Raw genomic sequence first — 21696 nt, 5'->3', positions numbered from 1 at the left:
CAGACGACGGCCACCGTGCATACTGACGTCGCAAGGCGCGCTGTGGGCGAACACCGCGCGTGATCGTCCATCGAGAACGGCCCGGGTGCGGTGCGGCCGCGCGTCGCCGCCCTCGGCGGAGGAAATCATGGCAGGCGGGACCATCCCGGTGACCGACGGCGATGTCCTCGGTGACCTCGACCTCTTCGGCGACGGTTTCGTCGCGGATCCCTTCCCGGTGTTCGCCGGGCTGCAGGAGTCCGCACCGGTGCACTTCGACGCCGCGACCGGTCTGTGGCTGATCAGCCGGTACGAAGACGTCGAGCGGATCCTCCTGGACCCGGCCGGTTTCCTGCCTGACAACGCCCAGCACGCCGTGACACGGCTCCCGATCCCGGCCCTGCGGGTCCTGGCCCGGGCCGGCTTCAGCCTGCCTCCCGCCCTCGCCAACAACGGCGGCCGGTCCCACACCGGTCTGCGCCGTCTCGTCACGCGCTTCTTCAGCGCCGCACGGGTGTCCGCCGCGGTCCCGCTGATCGAGGAGACCGCTCGTGAACTGCTGACCGGCGCCGACCGCGAGCTGGACGCCCAGGGCCGTTACGACCTCGCCGCCGACTACGCCAGGCTGCTCCCGTGCCGGGTGATGATGCGGATGCTGGGCATCGAAGAGGTCGCGCCGGACACCCTGGTGGAGTGGAGCGACGCCGCGCTGGAACTCTTCTACGGCAGGCCGGATCCCGAACGCCAGGTCGCGCTGGCCGGGCTGGTCGGCGAGTTCCACCAGTGGCTCACCGGGCAGGTCACCGACGGCGCGGCGCGGCAAGGCCTGATCGGCGCGCTGCGAGAGCACCGGCTGCCGGACGGCACACCGCTCGACGTACCGACGGCGGTGGCGGCCTGCTTCTTCGTCTTCATCGCGGGACAGTCGACCACCGGGCAGCTGATCGCCACCGTGCTCCGCACCGGCTGCGCCGACCCGTCGGCATGGGCCCGGGCGACCGACGACGTGTTCGCGCGGAACTGGGTGGACGAGGTGCTGCGCCGCGAGCCACCGGTGACCACGTGGCGCCGGGTGACGGCACGGGACACCGAGCTGTCGGGTGTCCGGATCCCGGCCGGAGCCGAGCTGCTCCTGCTGTTGATGGGTACGGGGTCCGATCCGTCCGTGTTCCCCCAGCCGGAGCGGTTGTGTCCGCAGCGGGAGAACGTGCGCCGCCATCTGTCCTTCGGTGCCGGACGGCACCGCTGCCCAGGAGCCCTCCTGGCCCGTACGGAGGCCGCGACCGCTCTCCGTACGGCGGCCACGGCCCTGCCCGGCATCAGGCTCCTGGACGACGACCCCGACATGCTCGGGCTGCTGTCCTTCCGGGCACCACGGCGGGTACGGGTGGTCCGGCGGCAGCCCGGATGCTGATCGACACGGTTCTGACCGGGCTCACCGCCCACACGATGGATCCGACTCGTCCGACGGCACGGAGGATCGGGGTTCACCACGGCCGGATCGTCGCGCTCGACGAGGAGTTGGAGGGGGTCCGGGCGAGGCGGACGGTGGATCTGCTCGGAGCTTGTGTGGTTCCCGGGTTCAACGACGCGCACAACCACATGGCCCTGTACGGGCTAACGCGCCGGGAGCTGGACCTGTCCGACGCCCGGATCAAGACGTTGGACGACCTGTACGACGCCGTGGCGGAACGCGCCCGGTCCACGCCCGAGGACCACTGGCTCATGGGGTTCGGCTACGACCAGAACCGCCTCGGCGGGCATCCGCACCGGAGTGTCCTGGACCGGATCGCGCCACGGCACCGGGTGTGGCTGCGCCACGCCTCGGGTCATCTCGCCGTGGTCAACTCCCGTGTTCTGGACGGCATGGGGCCGTCGGCCGTCGAGCGTGCCGCCGCCGCACGGGGGCGTATCGTCACCGACGGCGACGGAAGGCCCACCGGGCTCGTCGAGGAGGGCGCCATCGACCTCGTACGCTCCCTCACCTACCCGCATTCGACGGCGGAGCTCACCGAGGCGGTCGTCCGGGCGGCCCGCGACTACCTGCGGGAGGGGGTGACCTCCTGTACGGAGGCGGGGGTCGGCAGCGGCTGGGTGGGACACTCCCCCGTCGAGGCGGCGGCGTATCAGCGAGCACGTGCCATGGGGGCGCTCGACGTGCGCGTCCAGCTCATGGTGGCGCACGAGGCGTTGCGCGAGTTCGACACCCACGTGGCCGACCCCGCCGGTGCGTGGCTGGACCTGGGGCTGCACAGCGGGTTCGGCGACGACTGGCTGCGGCTGGGCGCTGTGAAGATCTTCGCCGACGGGTCGCTGTCCGGCCGTACGGCCGCATTGAGCCGGAGCTACGCCGGAGCTCCCGGTCGGCGGGGGGAGCTGCGCCATGAGGCCGAGGAGCTGACGCGGCACGTCGTCCGGGCCCATGCCACGGGGTGGCAGGTTGCCGTTCACGCCCTGGGGGACCGGGCGGTCGACGCCGTACTGGACGCCTTCGAGGCCGCGCAGCGCGCATACCCGCGGGCCGACGCGCGCCCCCGTATCGAACACTGCGGACTCGCGCGGCCCGATCAGCTGAACAGGCTGAGGAGCCTCGGTGTGGTGCCGGTTCCGCAGCCCGTGTTCGTCGAGCGGTCGGGCAGCGCCCTGGTGGCGGCTCTGGGTACGGAGCGGGCCGACTGGGCCCACCGCCAGCGGAGCTTCCTCGACGCCGGTCTGACGGTCCCGGGGAGTTCGGATCGCCCGATCGCACCGGGAGCCCCGTTGCGCGGGATCCATGCCATGGTGAACCGTACGACCGACACGGGTGGCGTGCTGGGGCCGGACGAGGCCGTCTCACCGTGGGAGGCCCTGTACGCCTACACCATGGGTTCCGCGCGTGCCGGGTTCGACGAGGGAGTCAAGGGCAGCATCGAGCCGGGCAAACTCGCCGACCTGGCGGTCCTGGAGCGCGACCCGACGGTGGTTCCGCGGGACACGATCAAGGACATCGGGGTTCTCGCGACGATGGTCGACGGGCGGTTCGTCTACGACTCGGTGGGTTTCGTCGTCGACGGTGACGCCGAGGACCGGGCCGCGTCACCGAGGTGAACGGCGAGGGCGGCGGGAGTCACCCGGTGCAGCAGCGTGCCCAGGGAGACGCGGTGCCCGGTGAGTTCCTCGATGCGCTCGCTGAGCAGGACGGCGAGCAGTGAGTTGCCCCCCGCCTCGAAGAAGTCGGTGGAGGAGTCGGCGGTGTCGTCGTCGAGTACGGCTCGCCAGGCGCGCGTGAGGAGGTCGGTGAGTGTGTCCGTCCCGCCCTCGTGGGGGGTTTCGCGCTGGTCCGGGCGGCTGGTGTCGGCAGCGGGCCGGAGCTCGCGCAGCAGGGCGTGCAGGGCGTCGTGGGCCACCTTGCCGGTGTCGGTACGGGGCAGGGCCGTTACGGGGACGATGCGGGACGGGACGGCGGGCGCGGGAAGGTACCGGCGGGCGTAGTCCCGTAGAGCTGCCGGATCGGCGGCTGTGGCGGCCTCCACGAAGGCGACGAGTGACGGGGACTCCGTGTCCCGGGTGACGATCACGCCGCAGCGCAGCACGGACGGGTGATGCTCCAGGACGGCTTCGACCTCGGCCGGTTCGATGCGGACGCCGAGCAGTTTGACCTGGCGGTCGGCGCGACCCAGCACTTCCAGCGTGCCGTCGGCGAGCAAGCGTCCCGTGTCGCCCGTGCGATGGGTGCGGTGGCCCGTGCCGTCGGTGGTGCCGCACTCCGGGGCGTGGGTGTAGCCGGCGGCGACCGAAGGTCCGCTGACGCGGATGACGCCGCGCAGGCCGGGAGGCAGTGGCTCACCGGTGTCGTCCACGACGTCGACGCGGTTGCCGCCGGTGGGACGGCCGACGGGGAGAAGCCCACCCGTGAGGCCATCGGGAGCGACCTCGCCCATCACGGGCCATCCGGCGGTCTCGGTCGTGCCGTAGGCGTTGACGACACGGCCGCCTGTGGCCAGCAGGACGCGCGCGGTGGCTTCGTTGAGGGGTTCGCCGCCGGTGATGAGGTCGATGCCCCTGCATCGCCCCCGCAGCCCCGGGGCGAGGACGCGCCACACGGTCGGTGTCGCCTGGATCAGGCCGACGCGGTGGTGGGCGAGCAGGTCGGCCAGGCGCGCGGGGTCGTGGCGTGCCGCGTCGGGGGCGGCGACGACACGGCCGCCGAGCAGGAGCGGGGTGAAGGCCTCCAGGGAGGACGGCTCGAAGGTGAGCGTGGTCAGCCACAGGACGGCCTTCTCGGCGTCGAGCCCCTGGTGCGCGGCAAGGCTGGTGACGGCATGGTGCACGTTGCCGTGGGTAAGGCGAACGCCTTTGGGCCGGCCGGTCGACCCCGAGGTGTGGATGACGAAGGCGGGTGTGCCGGGTGCGACGGTGTCCGTTCCGGCCAGATCGCGCCAGGGACCCTCGGGGCGCGGCGTGGGGAGGGCGATCGTCGGGACGCCGGGGGCGGCGTCCGTGTGCAGCGGCGGGCCGAGAACTGCCTTGATGCGTGCTTCGGCGAGGCGACGGGCGGTGAGCGGGGTCGGGTGGGCGCGGTCGACCGGCAGGTAGGCGGCGCCCAGGGACCAGAGCGCAAGTGCGCCGGCGAGGGTGGGCGCGGTGCGGGCCGAGTCGAGCGCGACGGTGTCACCCGGCCCGATGCCGGCGTCGCGCAGGGTCTCGCGCAGACGGGCTGCCGCGTCGACGAGTGCGGCGTAGCCAGTGGTGGCGCCGGTGTCGGCGTCGACGACGGCGATCGATGCGGGGGCCTTGCGGGCGTGGGCGACGATCGCCGCGGGTATGCCGCCGTGCCAGGGCCCGGAGCGGGGTGCGACGGAGGATGTGCGGGCCCGGCGGTCGCGTGCGGTGTGCCAGGCCAGGGTCGCCAGTGGGGAGTCCGGGTCGCGCAGCGCGGAGCGCAGCAGGGTGTCGTAGCGCTCGGTCATGGCGTGGACGTCGGCGCGGTCGAGGACGTCGGTGTTGTGGAGCATGACGAGTTCGGTGCGGTGCGGCCGTGTGCGTACAACGATTTCCAGGTCGGCGACGCTGTGCCGGGGGGCGACTTCGACGACTTCGACCTCGGGGCCGCCGGGCGTCCAAGTGGCCTCCTCCACGGACGTGTGGAAGTCGAAGTAGTTGAACATGTGATGGAAATACGGGTTCTCGGCGGTACCGCCGTGGCGCCCGTAATGGTCGAGTACGTCGTCGATGGACGCGTCGGCGTGCCGGAGGGCGGTGAGGAAGGCGTCACGGGTGAGTGCGACCAGCGCCTTGAAGGTGGCGGCGTTCTCGAGGTTCAGGCGCAGGACGATCGTGTGGGTGTGGTAGCCGATGGCGCCGCGCCCGCGGGCCCCGCGCATGTCGACGGGCACGCCCACCGTGAGGTCCGGGCCGGCGCCGTGGCGGGCGAGCACGAGGAGGTAGGCCGCGAGGAGGATCAGGTTGCGTGTGGCTTGGAGCGCGGATTCCGATGTCCCGAGGAGGCGGTGGGCTTCGTCGGAGAGCGGATGGATGTGCTGTTCGCCGCGGAAGGTGGGTTCGGCCGGTCGTGGCCGTTCGCAGCGCAGCTCCATGGAGCGGACGTCCACGCCGGCCAGGTGGTCGCGCCAGTGGGCGAGGCTTTCGGCGCCGGGGGGCGGCGGAGTGAACTCGGCCGCGGGGGCGTGCGGTTCGGGTGGCGTCACCCCCTCGGTGGAGAGTGCCGAGTACACGTGGACGAGTTCCCTGGTCAGCACCAGGGCGGAGGTGCCGTCGAAGACCGTGTGGTGGCAGACTACGCAGAGAGTCTGAGCGGTCGGGGTCACTACGAGCGCGGCGCGGATGAGCGGTCCGGCGGAGGCGTCGTGGTGCGTGCTCGGGGTCCGCTGGTCGGTGGGCATGGTGAAGGGACGCTCGGCGAAACGGCGAAGGGTCTCGTCGGCCTCCTCCGGTGGCACGGTGACGACCTCGATGGGCGAATCGCCGGCCGGGGCGACGACGTGGCGGGTCAGCATGCCGTCGATCACCACGAACCTGCTCCGCAGGGCATGGTGACGGTCGATCACCATGCCGAGGGCGCGACGCAGGTGGGCGACGTTCAGCGGCGTCGCACTGCGAATCGCGAGGGTGATGTTACTCACCGGGCGGTCGGGAGCGACGCGGTCCAGCAGCCAGAGGGCCCGTTCAGCGGCACGTGCGGGGCGTTCGGCGCTGCGGGCGACGCCGTGTGCCTGCGGTTCGATGGGCGGGGGATCCTGCATCGCCACTCCGTCCTGTGCTGCCTTGGCGGCGCCCGCGCCGGGGGGCACGCGGACGTGGGCGGCGCACGGATACGGCCAGGCCGTTCATCGCGTCACCCTAGCAGCGCCCCGCAAAGTTGACCATGAAAGCCGGAGGCGGCACCGCATGGGCGTCACATCGGTTTCCCCAGGCGGTACGGACCGTTGGACCCGCATCGCATAGGCTCCCGGCATGACCTCGAAGACCGCGCTGATCACGGGTATCACCGGCCAGGACGGCTCCTACCTCGCGGAGTTGCTGCTCTCCAAGGGGTACACGGTGCATGGGGTGGTCCGGCGTTCTTCCGGATCCGGTCTGGACCGCATCGCGCACCTGGTCGGGGAGGGCCGCGCCACCGAACGCCGCCTGCGGCTGCATCATGGGGACCTCTCCGATGGGGCTCGGCTGATCGCGCTGCTCGGGCAGGTGGAACCGGCCGAGATCTACCACTTGGCGGCGCAGTCGGACGTCCATGTGTCCTTCGAGCAGCCCGAGTACACGGGTGCCGTCACGGGACTGGGCACGACGAGGTTGCTGGAGGCCCTGCGCGTCACCGGGCTGCCTGCCCGGTTCTACCAGGCGTCGAGTTCGGAAATGTTCGGGGCGACACCTCCCCCGCAGGACGAGGAGTCGCCCCTGCGGCCGCGTTCACCGTACGCGGCGGCGAAAGTGTACGGCTACTGGATCACTCGTAACTACCGTGAGTCCTATGGCGTGCATGCCGTGAACGGGATCATGTTCAACCACGAGTCACCCAGGCGCGGCGAAGGGTTCGTCACTCGGAAGATAGCCCGGGCCGCGGCGCGCATCGCACGAGGTGAGCAAAGGTACCTGTACCTCGGCAACCTCGATGCCCGGCGGGACTGGGGGTACGCCCCGGAGTATGTCGAGGCGATGTGGCGGATGCTTCAGCGGGACAGCCCCGACGACTATGTGGTGGCCACGGGAACCAGTTACAGCGTGCGGGACTTCGTGGCGTTCTGCTTCCAGCATGTCGGGCTGGAGTGGGAGCGCCATGTGCGCGTCGACGAGCGCTATCTGCGGCCGTCGGACGTGTCCGAGCTGGTCGGTGACGCCTCGAAGGCGGAGCGGGAACTGGGTTGGAAGCCGGTGGTGTTCGCCCCGGACCTCGCGCGCATCATGGCGGACGCGGAGATGGCAGCCGGGCGGGCCCGCACGGCGGGGGCGGGCGACTGCGGACCGGACGGGGAGGGTGCTCGCCTGCGCACCACCGACCACGCTCCCGCCACAACACGGATCGGGTGACGGCCGCGGCGCGGCCAACCGCGATGACGGGCGTCCGGTGGCCGGCGCCGGGACGCGGCCGTCCTCCCCGGCCTCGCGGCGTCCCGTAGGGGTCAGAACAGAACGGTGCGGCAGCGCAGTTCCTGGACGGCGGATCCGCTGTAGCAGTAGGCGGCTCGCGGGACGGTCAGGACGTCACGGCCCAACTCCTGGGCCAGCACGACGGAATGGCAGCTGGACAACACTTCGGGGCCTTCTATGCGCACGGCCGAACTGGAGGCGTACAGCCGTCCGGCCGCGACGGAGGCCTCGACGGACATGTCGGCGACCTCCACTCCGGGGCCGGTGCACAGGCGACGCACCAGCGTGGCACTGTCCGGCCGGTGCCGCTCGGGGCAGTACTCGTCCCAGCAGGTGCGCATGGCGCTGGCCGTGGCGACGGCAAGGGTGGAAACGGTGAGGGTGAGCCGGCCGCGCTGCAGGGCGGCGTACAACTGCCGGGCCGCGTCGCTGTGCTCGGTCGCCAGAGCGTAGAGGGCGAACGAATCCGCCACCATCGCCGTGCCGTCGAGCGGTCCGGCATCGAGTTCGGTCATGTCCTTCCCTCCCACAAATACTTTAGTCCGATGTCGATCAGCGAGGAAAGAGTTCGTCCCGGACTTCCGTGTGACCGCAGGGTCTGTCGTCAGGCTGTCGCGCACTCCCGGCCCTTCAGCCACTTTCGAAGCCCCTCGCGTCCAACGCCTCCGACACCGCGTCGGCCATGGTCAGGGTGTTGAGCAGCAAGGGCAGGAGCAGGGCCAGCGGGCGGTGTTCGACACCTCTGGCGCGCTGGGCGGCCCGGACCTCGTCGGCCCTCTCCTTGATCAGCGGGATGAATCTGAGGGTGAGTCCGATGAGGAACGCGAGACGGCCCGGCCGCAGCCCGACGACGGCGAGGGGACGTGCCGCGGTCTCCAGCGCGTCCACGATGTCCGAGGTACGGCTCGTCATCGTCACGAGGCTCGCCAGCAGCAGCAGCGTCAGCAGCCGCAGAACGGTCATGGCGGCCTCGTACCAGCCGTTGGCCCACAGTTGGAACAGGGCCAGCAGTACGGCCACGATCCACAACCCGCGCAACTGACGGCCCAGTTCGCGGTACGGCACACGGGCCAGCCGCCACAACAATAGGACGACGGCGCCGCACAGGGCCGTGAACCACAACTCGTCCACGACGAACACGGCGAGGCAGGTGCCGAGCAGGACGGCGAGTTTGGGTCCGACACGCGCGCGATGGAGGACGCTGTCCCCGGGGCGGTAGAGGCTCAGCACGCGTCCATCAGCTCCAGGTAGGCGGCGATGGACGTGGCCGGACTCCCGTCGGCGACGAGACGTCCTTCGTCGAAGACCAGTACGCGGTCGAAGTCCGCCAGCAGGTCCATGTCGTGCGACACGACCACCACCGGTTGTTCCAACGCGGCGATAATCCCGGTGACCTGGCGCTTGCTCCGCAGGTCGAGCATGGTGGTCGGCTCGTCGAAGACGACGTACTGGGGCGCGAGGGCGAGCACCGAGGCGATGGCCAGCCGCTGCTTCTGACCGCCGCTGAGCAGGTGGGCGGGGTGGTCGCGGAAGTCCCGGAGACCGTAGGTGTCCAGAGCCCGGTCGACCCGTTCGGCGATCTCCGCCTTGCTCAGACCACGGTGCTTGAGACCGAAGGCGAGGTCCTCGCCGACGGTGGGCATAACAATCTGGAGGTCGGGGTCCTGGAAGACGAACCCCACCCTGGCCCTGACCTTCCTGCCCTCCTTGCGGGTGTCCAGACCGTCGACCGTCACGGTGCCGGAGGTGGGCACCACCAGTCCGTTCAGCAGCCGGGCGAAGGTGCTCTTGCCGGAGCCGTTCGCGCCGATCACGGCCACCCGGTGCTCCGAGAGTTCGACGGAGACGTCCCGCAGTACGGTGCGCTCGCCGTAGCGGTGCTCCACGTCCTTGATCCGGAACACGGCGGTTTACCGGGTGCCGGTGCGAGGGGAGCCGGACGCCGCCACGGGAGCGAGCAGGGGATGCGTGCGGCGCACGGCCACACCGGCCAGGGCGGCCAGGACGCACTTGGCGATGTCACCCGGCACGAACGCCCACATGATCGTGAACGCCTGCTCGAGGCTGATGCCCGCCACGGCGGCCATGAACGGCAGTCCGATGGCGTACACGACCAGCACACCGCCGACGAAGTTGGGGACGAGGGCGACGGCGAGGTTGTAACGGTTCCAGAGCCGCTCGGTGAGGTAGCCGACGACGACGGCTGCGACGGGCCAGCTCAGCACGAAGCCGCCACTCGGCAGGAAGAAGATGCCCAGACCGCCGCGGCCGCCCGGCAGCACGGGCAGGCCGATCGCGACGAGCAGGACGAACACGAGCAGCGCGAGTCCACCGCGCCGCCAGCCGAGGATGCTGCCCGCGAGCATCACACCGAGGGACTGCGCGGTGATGGGCACTCTGCTGAAGGGCAGTTCCACGGCGGGGAACAGCCCCAGTGCGACCACGATGGCCGCGAACAGGGCGATGTGGACGAGGTCCTTGGTCTTCACTGTGGGGGTTCCTCTTCTGGGATCGCCACAAGGGCGTGGGTACGGGCAACCGGCGCGGACAACCGGGTCACAACGGTGCCGTGAGGTCGGTCACCGCACGGGCGAGGGCAACGGCACCGGCCTCCGAAAGGACGTCACGGTGTCCGCCCGGCACGGTGCGGGTGCGATAGCCGCCTGGGAACACCGCCGACCAGTCCCCCCGGCCACCGCCCGTCTCGGCGGAGTCCTCGGCGATGATCACGTCGGCCGGACCCGACCAGGGGCGGGCCGTGTGACCGGCCCACGCGGCGCAGTTGGCCTCGATGGTCGCGTACACCGTACGTGCCGCCCGCAGGTCGAACCCCGGGGAGCGGGTCGCGCACCAGCGCGCCACCTCGGCCTCGCGACGCTCCGGACCGAGAGCGGCGAACTCGGCCAGCGTGAGGTCGAGACCGGCGCCCTGGCCGATGTACCAGAACATGGTGACGGGTGAAGGGGCCTTCTGGGGGCCGGGCGTGACCGGTGTGTCCAGCAGGAGCAGCGCAGGGGCGGACAGGCCCCGGGCCACTGCCTGATGGGCCATTTCGAGGGCCACGAGCGCGCCGTAGGAATAGCCGATGAGCCGGTCGGGCGCCCGGCCGGTCTTGCGGACCACGGCGTCCAGTGCCAGCCGCGCCTGCGGTTCGACGTCATGTGCGTCCGGGTGGTCGGTGCCGGTGAGCATCACCCCGTGCACCGCGAGCCGGTCGCGCACGAGCTCGGCGAAGGCACAGGCGGGGCGAAGGCCTCCGTCGACGCCGGGGAGGAAGTGCGCCGTCGTGGGCGCGGTGCTGTCGCTGAGCGGCACCACGACCGCACGGGCGCTCACCCCTCCTCCCCGCGACGCGGCAGGACTTCGACGAGGGGGTGGCCGGCGGACCCCGGCCGCGCGAGCCAGTCGTCCACCTCGGCGCGGGCCACCTTGCCGCTGGTGGTGCGTGGCAGAGCGGGGACCGCGTAGATGCGGGTGGGCACCTTGTGGGACGGCAGGAAAGTCCGGCAGACACGCACCACCTCGGCGTACGTGGGGAGCCGGTCGGGGTCGGAACAGCCGAGCACGCCGATCAGGGCGGTCCCCAGGAAGGCATCGGGCGCTCCCCCGACGACGGCGTCGTCGACACCGGGGACGGTACGCAACACGCCTTCGACCTCGTCGGGGTAGACGTTCCAGCCACCCGTGATGATCATGCGGCCCTTGCGGCCGCGGAGGTGGAGGTTGCCCTCGGCGTCGCGGTGGCCCTGGTCGCCGACGGAGACCCAGCCGTCCGGACGGAAGAGCCGGGTGTCGTCGGCCGCCCACAGGTAGCCACGGCTGAGGTACGGACTGCGGACGTGGATCTCGCCGACGGCTCCGGGAGCGCACGTCCGGCCGTGCGGGTCGCGTACTTCGACCTCGACGCCGGGGAAGGGACGACCGACGCCTTCGGCCCGGCCCCCACGAGGGTGCTCCAGGACGCTGACGAAACCGGTTTCCGAGGCGCCGTAGTAGTCGACGAAGCGGGCTTCGGGCAGCAACCGGGCGGCGTTGTCGACGAGCGTGGCGTCCAGACGGGCACCACTGCTGATGCAGATGGTGACGGTGTCCAGGGGTGGGTCGTCGGGGCTGGCTGCCCGGCACAGGGCGTGCAGCATGCTGGGCACCAGGGAGAGCCGGTGCGCCCGATGGGTACGGATGGCGCGGATCAGTTCCTGGGCGTCGAAGCGGCGTGCGCCGACGAAGGTGTGGCCGGCGTGGAGGGCCTCGGCCAGGGCGTAGAGCGTGACGCCGTGCTGCAGGGGGCCGGGGGCCACCGAGACGGAGGCGGAGGTGGTGTCGAAGAGGCCGGTGCCCAGCGCGAGGCTGGTGCGCCAGCATCCGCGTGCCATGGCGAAGGCCTTGGGGGTGGAGGTGGTGCCCGAGGTGAAGCCGACGAGGAAGACCGAGCCGTCCTCACCGGGCGTCAGTTCCCGCTCGGGGTCGGCATCGGGGTGCGGGGCGAGCCACCGGGTGTACGAGGTCGCGTCCGTGGGATCCGTGTCGAGGAGCACGGTGGGGATTCCGAGGGCGGCCGCGGCGTCGGCCGCGGCGCCGTGGGCCCGCTGGGTGACGAGCAGGTCGGGAGAGAGGCGGTGCAGCACCTCGGTGACCTGGTCGGCGGACCACTTGGGGTCGAACAGCGCGCAGGCGCCGTCTCCGGCCGTGCTGCCCACCAGGAGTTCGGGCAGCTGGGCCGCGTTGTCGGTGAGCACGGCGACGAGACACGGCAGGTCGATGTCCCCGAAGGGGGCTCGCGGGCGGCGGGGCAGGGCGCGCACGGCGCGGGCGACACGGGCTGCGCGTGCGGCCAGTTCGCGGTAGGTGGTGCTCCTGCCGTCGAGGACGACCGCGACGGTGTCCGGGGCGGTGCGGTGGGCCCGTAGTACGGATGCGGCGAAGGGCATGGGTCAGCCGGTCCCCTCGGTGGTGCCGCCCGGCGGTAGGGCGTCGTCGATCCGCGCCGCGAGGGCACGGGCGGTGCGGTGGGCGAACAGGAGGGAGGGCGCCAGGTCCAGGCCGGTGAGGGCCGAGATGGCGGTGGAGGCGTGGACGGCGGTGAAGGAGTCGCCTCCGGCGGTGAAGAAGTCGTCGGTCGCCGTCATGCCCCCGTTGCCGGAGTAGGTCCGGAACTGTTCCAGGACCAGGTCCTCGGTGTTCTGCGCGGTCTCGCTCACGCGTGGTCTCCTTCGGTGGGCTTCGGGCGGTGCGAACCGCGGTCCGCCTCGTGCGTGGTGGTGAGGGCACCGGCGTACGCGGACGGCGTGCGGTGCTGGAAGAGCAGGTCGAAGGGGACGTCACGGCCGATCCGCCCGCTCACGGCGTCCGTGGCCAGGACGGCCGTGACGGAATTGCCGCCCAGGGCGAAGAAGTCGTCGTGGGCGGTGATGCCGGTGTGTTCCAGCACTTCCTCCCAGGCGCGGATGACCGCCCGCAGGACGGCCGGCGTGGCGTCGTCGCGGGTGATGGCCTGCGCGGGCGCCGAGGGTGCGTCCTCCGGTGCGGGGGACGTTGGTGCGGGGAGTGCCGGTGCGGGGGGTGTTTCCGGGGGTGTGAGCAGGCGGGCCAGGTGGACGGCCGTCGCCGGGTCGCCGGGTCCCGCGTCGTCGAGCGCGACCGGGCGAAGGGGGAACCGGGTACGGATCTGGATGCGGGCACGGGTGCCGGGGTCCAGGTCCGGGGTGGTCCACACGGCCTTGTGGGAGAAGCCCGCGCGCAGCAGGTGGAAGGCGGCCATGCCGCTCAGCGTGAGGGCGTCGAACAGCATCGTGCCCGGCAATCGGACGTGTGTGGTGTGGTGCAGCGTCATGTCGCCGAGTGCGGCCGTGACGACGTCGTCGTCGGGTATGTCGGGCACGGCGAGGCGGGCGCCGGCCAGCAGGGTGAGCAGAATCTCGATGACGCCGAAGGCCTCGTGCGGCGGAGTGCGGTGCAGGACAGTGTCGCCGGGCGCAAGCCCCAGTGCGTCGCGTTCCGCGAGCAGGGCGCACAACAGGTCGGCCTCACCGGGCAGGAAGGCAGCCGTACGGCCGGGGCCGGTCATCGCACACACCGGGCGGGCCGGGTCCGCCGTCGGTGGCGTGGGCCGGGGGCCGCGTGGTGGGGTGGTGACGGCCCGGACGAGGCCGGTGCGGTCGAGCACGATGTCGCCGTGGGACGGGCCGGCGGGGTCCGACACGGTGAAGGCGGCACCCGCTCCGAGCACCCCCAGGATGGCGACCGCGAGGTCCGGACCCGCGGGCATGCGCAGACCGACCAGTGCGCCTTCCGGCAGTGCGCGGTGGCGCAGCGACCGGGTCAGCCGATCGGCTCGTCGGCACAGTTCGCGATAGGTCAGGGAAGCCTCGGCGCGGGTGACGGCCACGGCGTCGGGGACGCGACGGGCCCGGTCCCGCAGAAGTGCGTGCAGGGATGGCGTCATCGGCCCTCCCCTTCCCTTCGGACAGGACGCAGCGAGGCCGCGACGTGGGCGAGGGACCGGGGCGCGAGGAGCGCGTCGGCGGTGAGCCCGGTCCAGCCCGCGCGTTCCAGGGAGGCCTTGATACCGGGGTAGGCGGCGGCCCGACCGCCTTGTTCCAGGAAACCGGCGCCGGTGTCGGCGGTCGTCCGTCCGAGGGCCTCGGTGACGGTGCGGCCCAGTGCGGCCAGGGCGTCCGGCCGCGGGGGCGTCGGGTGGGCGGGGGTGCCCGTGGCGCACCGGAGGCAGTCGGGGGTCGCGCAGGGGCGCACGTCGATGGTCCGGGGAACGGTTTGGCCCGGCCGGTGCAGGGCGTGCAGGGCGTGGCGCCGCACGCCCTCACCCGTCAGCGTGGCGGCGCGGGCGTGGACGACGGCGCGGAGTTCCGGAGGGGGGCCGGGGGTGAGGGTGAGGTCGACGCCGCAGACTCCGGGGTGGGAGGCGAGGAGGTCGCGCGAGGCGGTGAGGTCGGCCCAGGTCGTCCCGTCGACGAGGGTCCAGTCGGGGCGGCGGGGCCAGTTGGCCGGGCGGACGGCTTCGAGGGGTGGCGTGGTGCTTCCGTCGGCCGCGGCGACGAGCAGGGATTCCACGCCTCGTAGGACGGCCGTCATGGCGTCCTTGTCGAGCAGGTCGGTGTCACAGGCCAGGTCGAGGGTCGTGACCCGGCCGTCGGAGCCGGCCGATACGGCGACCACGGGCTGGGCGGTGTACTGGAGCGACCAGCGGGTGCGCGAGCGCGGGAGCAGGTCGGCCGTCGTCCGGGGCGGCGGTCCGGCGTCGCGATGGACCGGCCTGGTCACGAGCCGGCTGTTGAACGTCGCCTCCCACGCGATCAGCGCGCCGCGGTCGGCGGCACGGGCGGCGCGGGACTCCAGGAAGCGGGCGTAGTCGTAGTCGCGGTGGCGGGTGGCCTCCAGGAGGCGGGTCAGCGTGTCCTGGGCGGTGTCCAGCACCGACGGCCCGCCGCCGGTGCTGGACCGCACCGCGGGAAGCGGCACGTGCACGGATTCGAGGGTGCATTCGACGAGAGTGGCGCCGCGTTCGGGTGCGGGTTTGCCCATGAGGAGGGACCAGACGAGGGGGCCGCCGGTGTAGGCGGAGAGCATCGTGTGGAAGGCGGCCAGAACGAGCGCGGTGGGGGTGGGGGCGGCTTCGGCGGACAGGCGGGCGAGGGCGTGGTCGACGGCCGGGGAGGCGAGGGACAGGACGCGTGCGGTACGCGGGGACCGGTCGTCGCGGTGGTAGGGGAAGGCGACATTGGCGGCGTCGCGCAGCAGCCGCGACCAGTGGGCCTGGGCCTCGTCGTCGGCGCGTCGTCCTTCCGGTGAGCGTTCCAGGGCGGTGCGGGCGGCCAGTGGCAGGGCCGGGCGCAGGCCTGCATCCGGGTCGGCGCCGGTAACGACGTTCATCAGGAGCTGGCCGAACTCGTCCTGGAGCCGGCGCAGTGCCTCCAGGTCCACGATGTAGTGGTGGAGGGCCACCAGCACGTACACGGGCGTGCCGGCGTCGGTGATCACGACGGAGCGCAGAGGGGTGGTGCCGCGCAGCTCCTGGACTTCCTCGGCGAGGGCGACGGACAGGCCGATCACGCCGTCGGGGCCGAGGGCGCCGAGTTCCGCGGTTCGTAAGGCCTGCCGGGCCGGCGGGTGGACGCGCTGGGCCCACTCGCCTCCCGCGGTGCGCACGACGGTGGAGCGCAGGGCCTCGTGCCGGGCGACGAGGAGCTCCAGCGCTCTGGCCGGCGCCTCGATGCCGAGGCCCTCCGGCAGCGGCGCGAACAGCGTGACGGCCAGGGTGTGGCGTTCTTCCGCCGGGAGGTCCACCGCGCGGCACAGGGCGTGGAAGTGTCCGCGTGTCAGGGGAACGGTCGTGCTGGACGGGTCAGTCGGCACGGCCCGGTCCCTTCGGCGTCTCCTGGAGGGTGTGCTCGTGGCGGATGTCGACGACCCGGGTGCCGGCCTGTCGCATGTGGCGGCGGATGAGGGTCTCCACACGTTCGTCCGGGTGGAGCAGGATCGTGTCGCCGGTGTCCTCGGCGCGGACGAGGCCCTGGGCCCGCATGAAGTCGCGGACGCGGGTGGCCAGGGAGCCCCGGTCCTCGGCGATCAGTCGTTGCACGGCCGGGTCGAGGCGGGGATGCCAGACGTCCATGAGCAGCACGACGCGGGGAGCGTCACCGGTGTGCCACACCTCGTGCTCGAAGGAGTCGTCGAAGACCAGGCACGAGCCCTGGTTCCAGCGCAGGGTGCGGTCGCCCACCCGCATGCGTGGACCTTCGGGGACGTGGAGGCCCAGGTGGACGCGGAGCTTGGCGTTGGACGCGCCACAGTGCGGCACGATGCGGGATCCGGGCTGGAGACGTGAGAGCGTCACGACACCGGGTCCGGCCAGGGTCGCCTCCGGGATGGCCTCGATGATGCCGGCAGTGACGGGAAAGCGTTCGCAGGCCTCGTCGAAGCGCTGTCCGCCTTCGTAGAAGGTGACCTGCTTCCAGTCGCCGGTGGCGAGGAGGGGCTCCTCGACGGGGAGGAATCCGTTGTCGGCCGTGCCGAGTACCTGCTCCAACTCGGCGCGTATCAGGGGGTAGTTCTCCTCGAGGTACGGCACGAACCAGAAGTCGGCCGGGTCGTGCACGGGTACCGGGTCGAGGGAGGGCAGGTAGTGCACGGGGCGCTGCAGGGGATCTCGCCACACTCCTTGCCCCACGGCGAGCCGAGCGCACTCGTCGGCGGCCACGGGATCCTCCTGGGCCAGGAAGGCGTCGATCAGATCCGCGTACCGTCGGCGCACGGTCTCTCCGCGCTGAGGGCGGGGCGTCCCAACCATGCCAGGTCTCCTGTCCGTTGTGCAGGGGCGGGGGCCATGAAAGGGGTGACGCGCACGTGAAGCCCTTGGCCGCCCGGCGGTCCGTGCGTGGACCGTGTGGCGAGCGGCCGTCCGCTCCGCCTTCCCCCGTTCGGCCCGGCACCAACGTGCCGCACACTAGCAAAGGGTGGTGACGACAGCCACCGTTGTCGATCTTCGAAATGGGGCGCGAAACGATCTTGCGAGGGGTGAGTTCGCCCTGGCAGGCTCGGGTGAAACGGCCCCGTGACCTAGGAGCGTTCATGTCCCCGGCCTTCGACGGCATCCACGAGGCGGTCGGGCACTGGGCCCGTGTGACGCCTGACGCCGTGGCGGTGAGCCGGCGCGGCAGCCACCTGTCCTACCGGGGCCTGGAGCGCCGGGCCGAACGGCTGGCACAGCTGTTGTGGGAGGCGGGAGTACGTCCGGGCCGGGCCGTCGGCATCCTGATGGACCCGTCACCGGACCGTGTCGTCGCGCTCCTCGCGGTGCTGAAGTGCGGTGCCTGCTACCTGGCGTTGGACACACGGATGCCGCCCGCACGCCGACGGAACCTGCTCGACCTGGCGGGGGCCGGGGTGCTCGTCACGGATGGCGAGGAGGACCTGGGCCGGCGGGTGGTCCGTCCTGCGCCGCCGCTCCTGGCGGGGGCGCAGGCGCAACAGGAACACCGAAGAGGAGCCGTGACGCACCCGGAAGCGGCTGCGTACATCTGCTTCACTTCTGGCACCGGCGGCGTCCCCAAGGGCGTCGTGGTGCCGCACCGTGCGGTGCTGCACCTGGTGGCCGATCCGGACGGGGCCGGTGCCGGACGTGACGACGTCGTGGTGCACGCGTCGTCCCTCGCCTTCGACGCGTCGACCTTCGAGGTGTGGGCCCCGCTCGTCAACGGCGGCCGGCTGGTACTGCCGGACGACACGGACCGCGCCCCTGCGGCCCTGGGACGGGTCGCCGGGGAGGGGGCGACCGTCCTGTGGCTGACCGCCGGGTTGTTCCACCGTTTTTCGGCGGGCGAGTTGGCAGCTCTTCGGGGACTGCGCCGACTACTGGCGGGCGGCGACGTGGTGGCACCCGAGCAGGTGAACCGGGCCGTCTCGGTGCTGCCCGGCACCCGTGTGATCAACGGTTACGGGCCGACGGAGAACACCACGTTCACCTGCCTGCATCCGGTGACCGCGCCCGTGACCGGCCCAGGCGTGCCCATCGGAACCGCCCTGCCGGGCGCCGCGACGCGGGTCGTCGACGCGGACCTGCGTGCCGTGCCGGACGGGCAAACGGGCGAACTCCTGGCCTGGGGACCGGGAGTGGCGCGTGGATACCTCGGTGACGCCCGGCTGACGGCAGAGCGTTTCGTCCCGGCGCCCGGCGCCCCCGGGAGCCGGGCCTATCGGACGGGCGACGCGGTGCGCGATCGCGGGGACGGGGTGCTGGAGTTCGAGGGACGCATGGACCGCCAGGTGAAGATCCGTGGGTTCCGGGTGGAGCCGGCCGAGGTCGAGGCCGTTCTCGCACGGGTACCGGGTGTGGGAGAGGCCGCTGTGGTGGCGCCGCGCCGAAGCGACGGCGAGCGCGTGCTGACGGCGTTCGTGGTGTACGACGACCCCTTCGTCGAGGGCTCGTTGACACTGCGCCGGGAGCTCGCACACCACCTGCCCGGCTACGCGCTGCCCGCCGCGGTGCACGTGGTGGACGCGCTGCCGCTGACCGTGGGGGGCAAGGTGGACCGCGCCGCACTGGAGGCGTGGCCGCCCTCGTCGCGACGGGAGGTCGGCGCTGCGTACACCGCGCCCGTGACCGAGGTGGAGAAGCTGCTCGCGGGGCTGTGGGCCGATCTGTTCGGACTGGCGGAGGTCGGGACGGACGACGACTTCTTCGAGTTGGGCGGCGACTCCTTGTTGGGCATGCGCCTGGCGGGCGAGGTCCATGACGCGTTCGGCGTCGACGTTCCCGCCCGGCGGTTCTACGCGGCGCCCACGGTGGCCGCGCTGGCGCGGCTCGTGGAGGAGGGCGCGGGCCCGGCCGGTGCTCCGGGGTGAGACCGGCCGGGCCCGCGATCAGCGTCCCGGCAGCCGGGACAACGGAACCTGGTCGTCCTCGACAACCCGGGCGAGTACGGCGGCGAATCGCCGCGCCCAGTCGGCCGGAGCCGTGCTCGCGTACAGTTCCTTCGCCGTCAGGACTTCCATGGCGATGGGGCCGGCGCCGAAGTCGAAGGTGTCGAAGAACAGATGGGCCCGCCAGTAGGTGGTGGCGAGGCCGGCCGATCCGTCGTGTCCGTCGTAGTCGATGGCCTCGGCCCGCACGCCGTCCGACAGCGGAAACGCGATGGCCGGGGTGTTGTGCATGTTGAACCCCACGCGTTCGAGCGGGTGCGGACGGGTGCCGTCGTCGGTGGCGCGCAGCAGCCACTCGTTGGGCAGCCGCTGTGTGTCCTGGCCGTCCAGGATCCGGTCCATGGTGCGGGCCAGCACTTGGGTGAACGGGGGATCACCTGTCAGATCGGCGAAGATCCGCATGTAGTCCGCGTAAAGGCCCACGGCGTCCTCCATGGCGCGGCTGTGCCGGCGGGCCGTCAGGCTGTAGGTGACCAGCCGGTCGACGTCGCAGGCGCGGGCGAGCATGCAATGGAAGGCAGCCAGCAGGGCGACGAAGACGGTGACGCCGTGGCGTCGGCTCAACGCCCGCACGCCGTCGCTCAGAGCGGTGTCGAGACGGGTGCTCAGGAGCCAGCACTCGGGCAGCCGGCTCGGCGCGGGCGGGTGGTCGGCCGGCAGGTCGAGGGCCGGCAGGCGGGCGAGCCCGTCCCGCCACGGCGCGAGGGCGGCGTGGAGTCGTTCAGGGGTCCAGCGCTCCCGCTCCGCGTGCGCCCACTGGGTGGGTTGCAGCGGTCCAGGGCCTGCGGGGGGAGGCTCACCCGCGGCGGCGTGGCCGTAGTGGGCGGCGATGTCGGCGGCGAGCACCGACATGGACCACAGGTCGACGGCCACGTGGTGGGGCGAGACGAGCAGGGCGTGGTGGTCGTGCGCGAGCCGCGCAAGGGCCCAGCGGACCGTCGTGCCGCCCGCCATGTCGAAGGGGGTGGCGGCGTCGTCGCGGCCGATGCGCAGCAGTGCCTCTTCCTGCTCGTCCGCGGGCAGACGGCTGAGGTCGACCAGGGGCAGGGGCCGGGACTCGGGCGCGTCGACCACCTGCATCCGGCGCCCGTCGACGAGCGGGTAGCGGGTGCGCAGGCTGTGGTGGCGGCGTACGGCCGCGGCGACGGCGTCGCGCAGGGCCAGGGGCCGTAGTGGCCCCTTCAGGCGCAACAGGACGGGACGGTGATAGGGAGCCGAGCCGATGCTGTGGTCGAAGTCCCATTCCCATTCCTGATTGGCCGTCAGGGGATGGGCGTCCGGATGGCGGGCGTTCACCGGTCCGCTCCCCCGTCATCGGCCGCGGCGGCGAACGCGGCCGTGAAGTCGGCGAGTTCGCTGCGCATGATGGGATCGACGTTTCCGTACCCGCCGTCGATGACGAGTGTCTCGCCGTTGACGAACGCAGCTTCGGGGGTGAGCAGGAAGGCCACCGCCGAGGCGACGTCACGGGGGGTGCCGTTGCGGGCCAGCGGGGTCTGCTCGGCGGCGGCCAGTGAGGCTGTGGTGGCCATGTCGGAGTCGACGCAGCCCGGGGCGACGGCGTTCACTCGGACGCCGGTGGGGCCCATCAGGTTACCGAGGCTCTTGGTCACGTTGATGAGGGCCGCCTTGGCGGCCGAGTAGGCGATGCTGGCGAAGGACCCGGTGAGTCCGTCGGTGCTGGAGACGTTGACGACGGCGGAACCCGGCACCAGCGCGCCGCGCAGGGCATGCACGAGTACGACGGGCGCGTCGACGTTGACGGCGAAGACCCGGCGCCACGTTTCGGGCCGGAAGTCCTCCCAGAGTTGCGGGGAGAGGGTGGCCGCGTGATTGACGAGCCCGTCGACGGCTCCGCCCGCGGCGACGTCCCGCGCGAGCGCCTCGATCTCTTCGGTGCGTGTCAGATCGACACGGTGCAGGGTGAGACGCCTGTGACGGGCACACAGCTCCTCCGCCTCGCCGACGGCACCGTAGTGGGTGCCGATGACCTCCGCACCCCGTTCCAGCAACAGCTCGGCGATGCCGGCGCCGATGCCGCGAGCGGCTCCGGTGACGACGATCCGCTTGCCCTCGAAGGTGGTGCTCACTGCGGCCCTCCGGTGCACAGGTCGAGTTCGTCCGGGACGGCGAAGCCCAGTTCGATGCGGCAGAATTCCTTCCAGCCGGGTACGCCACCGGGGAAGACGGGCCGGTCGCCCGGGATCACCGAAGCGGTGACCGTCAGGTCGTCGTGCAGGTACACGACGGATCGGTCGTCCTCGCCGGTGGTGTCGTGCCAGGCGGCGAAGCGCCGCAGCTCCCCCAGCGGGTAGGCCCGGCAGTACGGATGCCATCCGCCGGTGCCGTCCCGGAAGCGGGCCAGGGCCCTGGACACGGCGGGACGGCCGGCCGCCAGGGCCACGTCGTAGGGTGTGCGTCCGTCGGCCTCGGCACGTGGATCGGCGCCGCCGGCGAGCAGGAGGTCCACCAGCTCCGTTTCACCGCGTCCGGCCGCCCAGTGCAGCGGGGTCCAGGCGTGTGTGTCCCGCGCCGTGGGCGAAGCCCCCTCGGCCAGGGCGGCTCGGGCCCCAGCGGCGTCGGCCGCCTGGACGGCGGCGAACAGGCGCGCGTCGGGTTCCGGCAGGTGTTCCAAGGTCGGTCGCTCCTCGTCGCTGATGGGTCGCCCGCGGTGGGCGTCCGAGGGCCGTGGCA

18 protein-coding genes are annotated in these 21696 nt (G+C 72.2%); 4 read left to right on the top strand and 14 right to left on the bottom strand.

All coding sequences use genetic code 11. From position 1 onward, the window contains the following. The first annotated feature begins 127 nt into the window (after positions 1–127). Together BKD26_RS29780 and BKD26_RS29775 are read left to right on the top strand one after the other, a co-directional pair. Positions 128–1393 carry a cytochrome P450 gene (locus BKD26_RS29780; RefSeq protein ID WP_084904573.1) on the top strand — a complete coding sequence of 422 codons (1266 nt, stop codon included), beginning with the start codon at positions 128–130 and terminating at the stop codon, positions 1391–1393. Further along, a complete protein-coding gene (locus tag BKD26_RS29775; protein ID WP_107418030.1) occupies positions 1387–3066 on the top strand; it encodes an amidohydrolase in 1680 nt (559 codons plus the stop codon). Before BKD26_RS29780 ends, BKD26_RS29775 begins: the two co-directional genes overlap by 7 nt. Here the strand turns inward: BKD26_RS29775 and BKD26_RS29770 are convergent. Beyond that, the gene (locus BKD26_RS29770) at positions 3003–6221 is read right to left on the bottom strand and encodes an AMP-binding protein (RefSeq protein WP_084904570.1); all 3219 of its coding nucleotides are present in this window, start codon (positions 6219–6221) and stop codon (positions 3003–3005) included. The two genes, BKD26_RS29775 and BKD26_RS29770, sit on opposite strands and share 64 nt — an antisense overlap. Positions 6222–6432: 211 nt before the next feature. On the opposite strand from BKD26_RS29770, the gene gmd reads away from it, so the two are divergent. Beyond that, positions 6433–7506, top strand: coding sequence for a GDP-mannose 4,6-dehydratase (gmd, locus tag BKD26_RS29765; protein ID WP_084904567.1), 1074 nt, complete (start codon positions 6433–6435; stop codon positions 7504–7506). Between the two features lie 92 nt (positions 7507–7598). Here the strand turns inward: gmd and BKD26_RS29760 are convergent, their stop codons facing one another. The 10 genes from BKD26_RS29760 to BKD26_RS29715 form a co-directional block, all read right to left on the bottom strand. Further along, complete coding sequence (locus BKD26_RS29760; protein ID WP_084904564.1) at positions 7599–8081, bottom strand: hypothetical protein; 483 nt, start codon at positions 8079–8081, stop codon at positions 7599–7601. Between the two features lie 115 nt (positions 8082–8196). Next, complete coding sequence (locus BKD26_RS29755) at positions 8197–8796, bottom strand: energy-coupling factor transporter transmembrane protein EcfT (RefSeq protein ID WP_084904562.1); 600 nt, start codon at positions 8794–8796, stop codon at positions 8197–8199. Then, entirely contained in the window at positions 8790–9470 is a 681-nt protein-coding gene (locus tag BKD26_RS29750; RefSeq protein WP_084904559.1) for an ATP-binding cassette domain-containing protein, read from the bottom strand. Before BKD26_RS29750 ends, BKD26_RS29755 begins: the two co-directional genes overlap by 7 nt. A gap of 6 nt (positions 9471–9476) precedes the next feature. Beyond that, positions 9477–10055 carry a biotin transporter BioY gene (locus BKD26_RS29745; RefSeq protein ID WP_084904556.1) on the bottom strand — a complete coding sequence of 193 codons (579 nt, stop codon included), beginning with the start codon at positions 10053–10055 and terminating at the stop codon, positions 9477–9479. 67 nt (positions 10056–10122) lie between these two features. Then, positions 10123–10902 carry a thioesterase domain-containing protein gene (locus tag BKD26_RS29740; protein WP_084904553.1) on the bottom strand — a complete coding sequence of 260 codons (780 nt, stop codon included), beginning with the start codon at positions 10900–10902 and terminating at the stop codon, positions 10123–10125. Beyond that, complete coding sequence (locus BKD26_RS29735; protein ID WP_084904551.1) at positions 10899–12494, bottom strand: AMP-binding protein; 1596 nt, start codon at positions 12492–12494, stop codon at positions 10899–10901. The genes BKD26_RS29740 and BKD26_RS29735 overlap by 4 nt, the downstream gene beginning before the upstream one ends. A 3-nt stretch (positions 12495–12497) precedes the next feature. Next, entirely contained in the window at positions 12498–12764 is a 267-nt protein-coding gene (locus BKD26_RS29730) for an acyl carrier protein (RefSeq protein ID WP_084904548.1), read from the bottom strand. Beyond that, entirely contained in the window at positions 12761–14008 is a 1248-nt protein-coding gene (locus BKD26_RS29725) for a non-ribosomal peptide synthetase (RefSeq protein ID WP_084904545.1), read from the bottom strand. Before BKD26_RS29725 ends, BKD26_RS29730 begins: the two co-directional genes overlap by 4 nt. Continuing rightward, positions 14005–15936 carry a condensation domain-containing protein gene (locus tag BKD26_RS29720; RefSeq protein WP_084904543.1) on the bottom strand — a complete coding sequence of 644 codons (1932 nt, stop codon included), beginning with the start codon at positions 15934–15936 and terminating at the stop codon, positions 14005–14007. The genes BKD26_RS29725 and BKD26_RS29720 overlap by 4 nt, the downstream gene beginning before the upstream one ends. Continuing rightward, positions 15926–16870: an aspartyl/asparaginyl beta-hydroxylase domain-containing protein gene (locus BKD26_RS29715; RefSeq protein WP_084904540.1), complete on the bottom strand. Its 945-nt coding sequence runs from the start codon at positions 16868–16870 to the stop codon at positions 15926–15928. Before BKD26_RS29715 ends, BKD26_RS29720 begins: the two co-directional genes overlap by 11 nt. 281 nt (positions 16871–17151) lie before the next feature. Between BKD26_RS29715 and BKD26_RS29710 the strand changes: the two genes are divergently transcribed. Then, positions 17152–18924, top strand: coding sequence for a non-ribosomal peptide synthetase (locus BKD26_RS29710; RefSeq protein WP_084904537.1), 1773 nt, complete (start codon positions 17152–17154; stop codon positions 18922–18924). Between the two features lie 18 nt (positions 18925–18942). On the opposite strand, the gene BKD26_RS29705 is transcribed toward BKD26_RS29710, so the two are convergent. From BKD26_RS29705 to BKD26_RS29695, 3 genes are read right to left on the bottom strand one after another with little or no spacing between them, the layout of a single operon-like run. After that, on the bottom strand, positions 18943–20298 hold the full coding sequence (locus BKD26_RS29705; protein ID WP_084904534.1) for a condensation domain-containing protein: 1356 nt from the start codon (positions 20296–20298) through the stop codon (positions 18943–18945). After that, a complete protein-coding gene (locus BKD26_RS29700) occupies positions 20295–21092 on the bottom strand; it encodes an SDR family oxidoreductase (protein WP_179166757.1) in 798 nt (265 codons plus the stop codon). The genes BKD26_RS29705 and BKD26_RS29700 overlap by 4 nt, the downstream gene beginning before the upstream one ends. Continuing rightward, positions 21089–21637 (bottom strand): ankyrin repeat domain-containing protein, encoded by a 549-nt coding sequence (locus tag BKD26_RS29695; protein WP_206603738.1) that lies wholly within the window; start codon positions 21635–21637, stop codon positions 21089–21091. Before BKD26_RS29695 ends, BKD26_RS29700 begins: the two co-directional genes overlap by 4 nt. Positions 21638–21696: the final 59 nt, after the last annotated feature.

Source organism: Streptomyces sp. CB03238 (assembly GCF_002099185.1).
Taxonomy (GTDB): domain Bacteria; phylum Actinomycetota; class Actinomycetes; order Streptomycetales; family Streptomycetaceae; genus Streptomyces.
The sequence above is the reverse complement of the archived record's forward strand: the minus strand, read 5'-3'. Positions and strand labels throughout refer to the sequence as shown.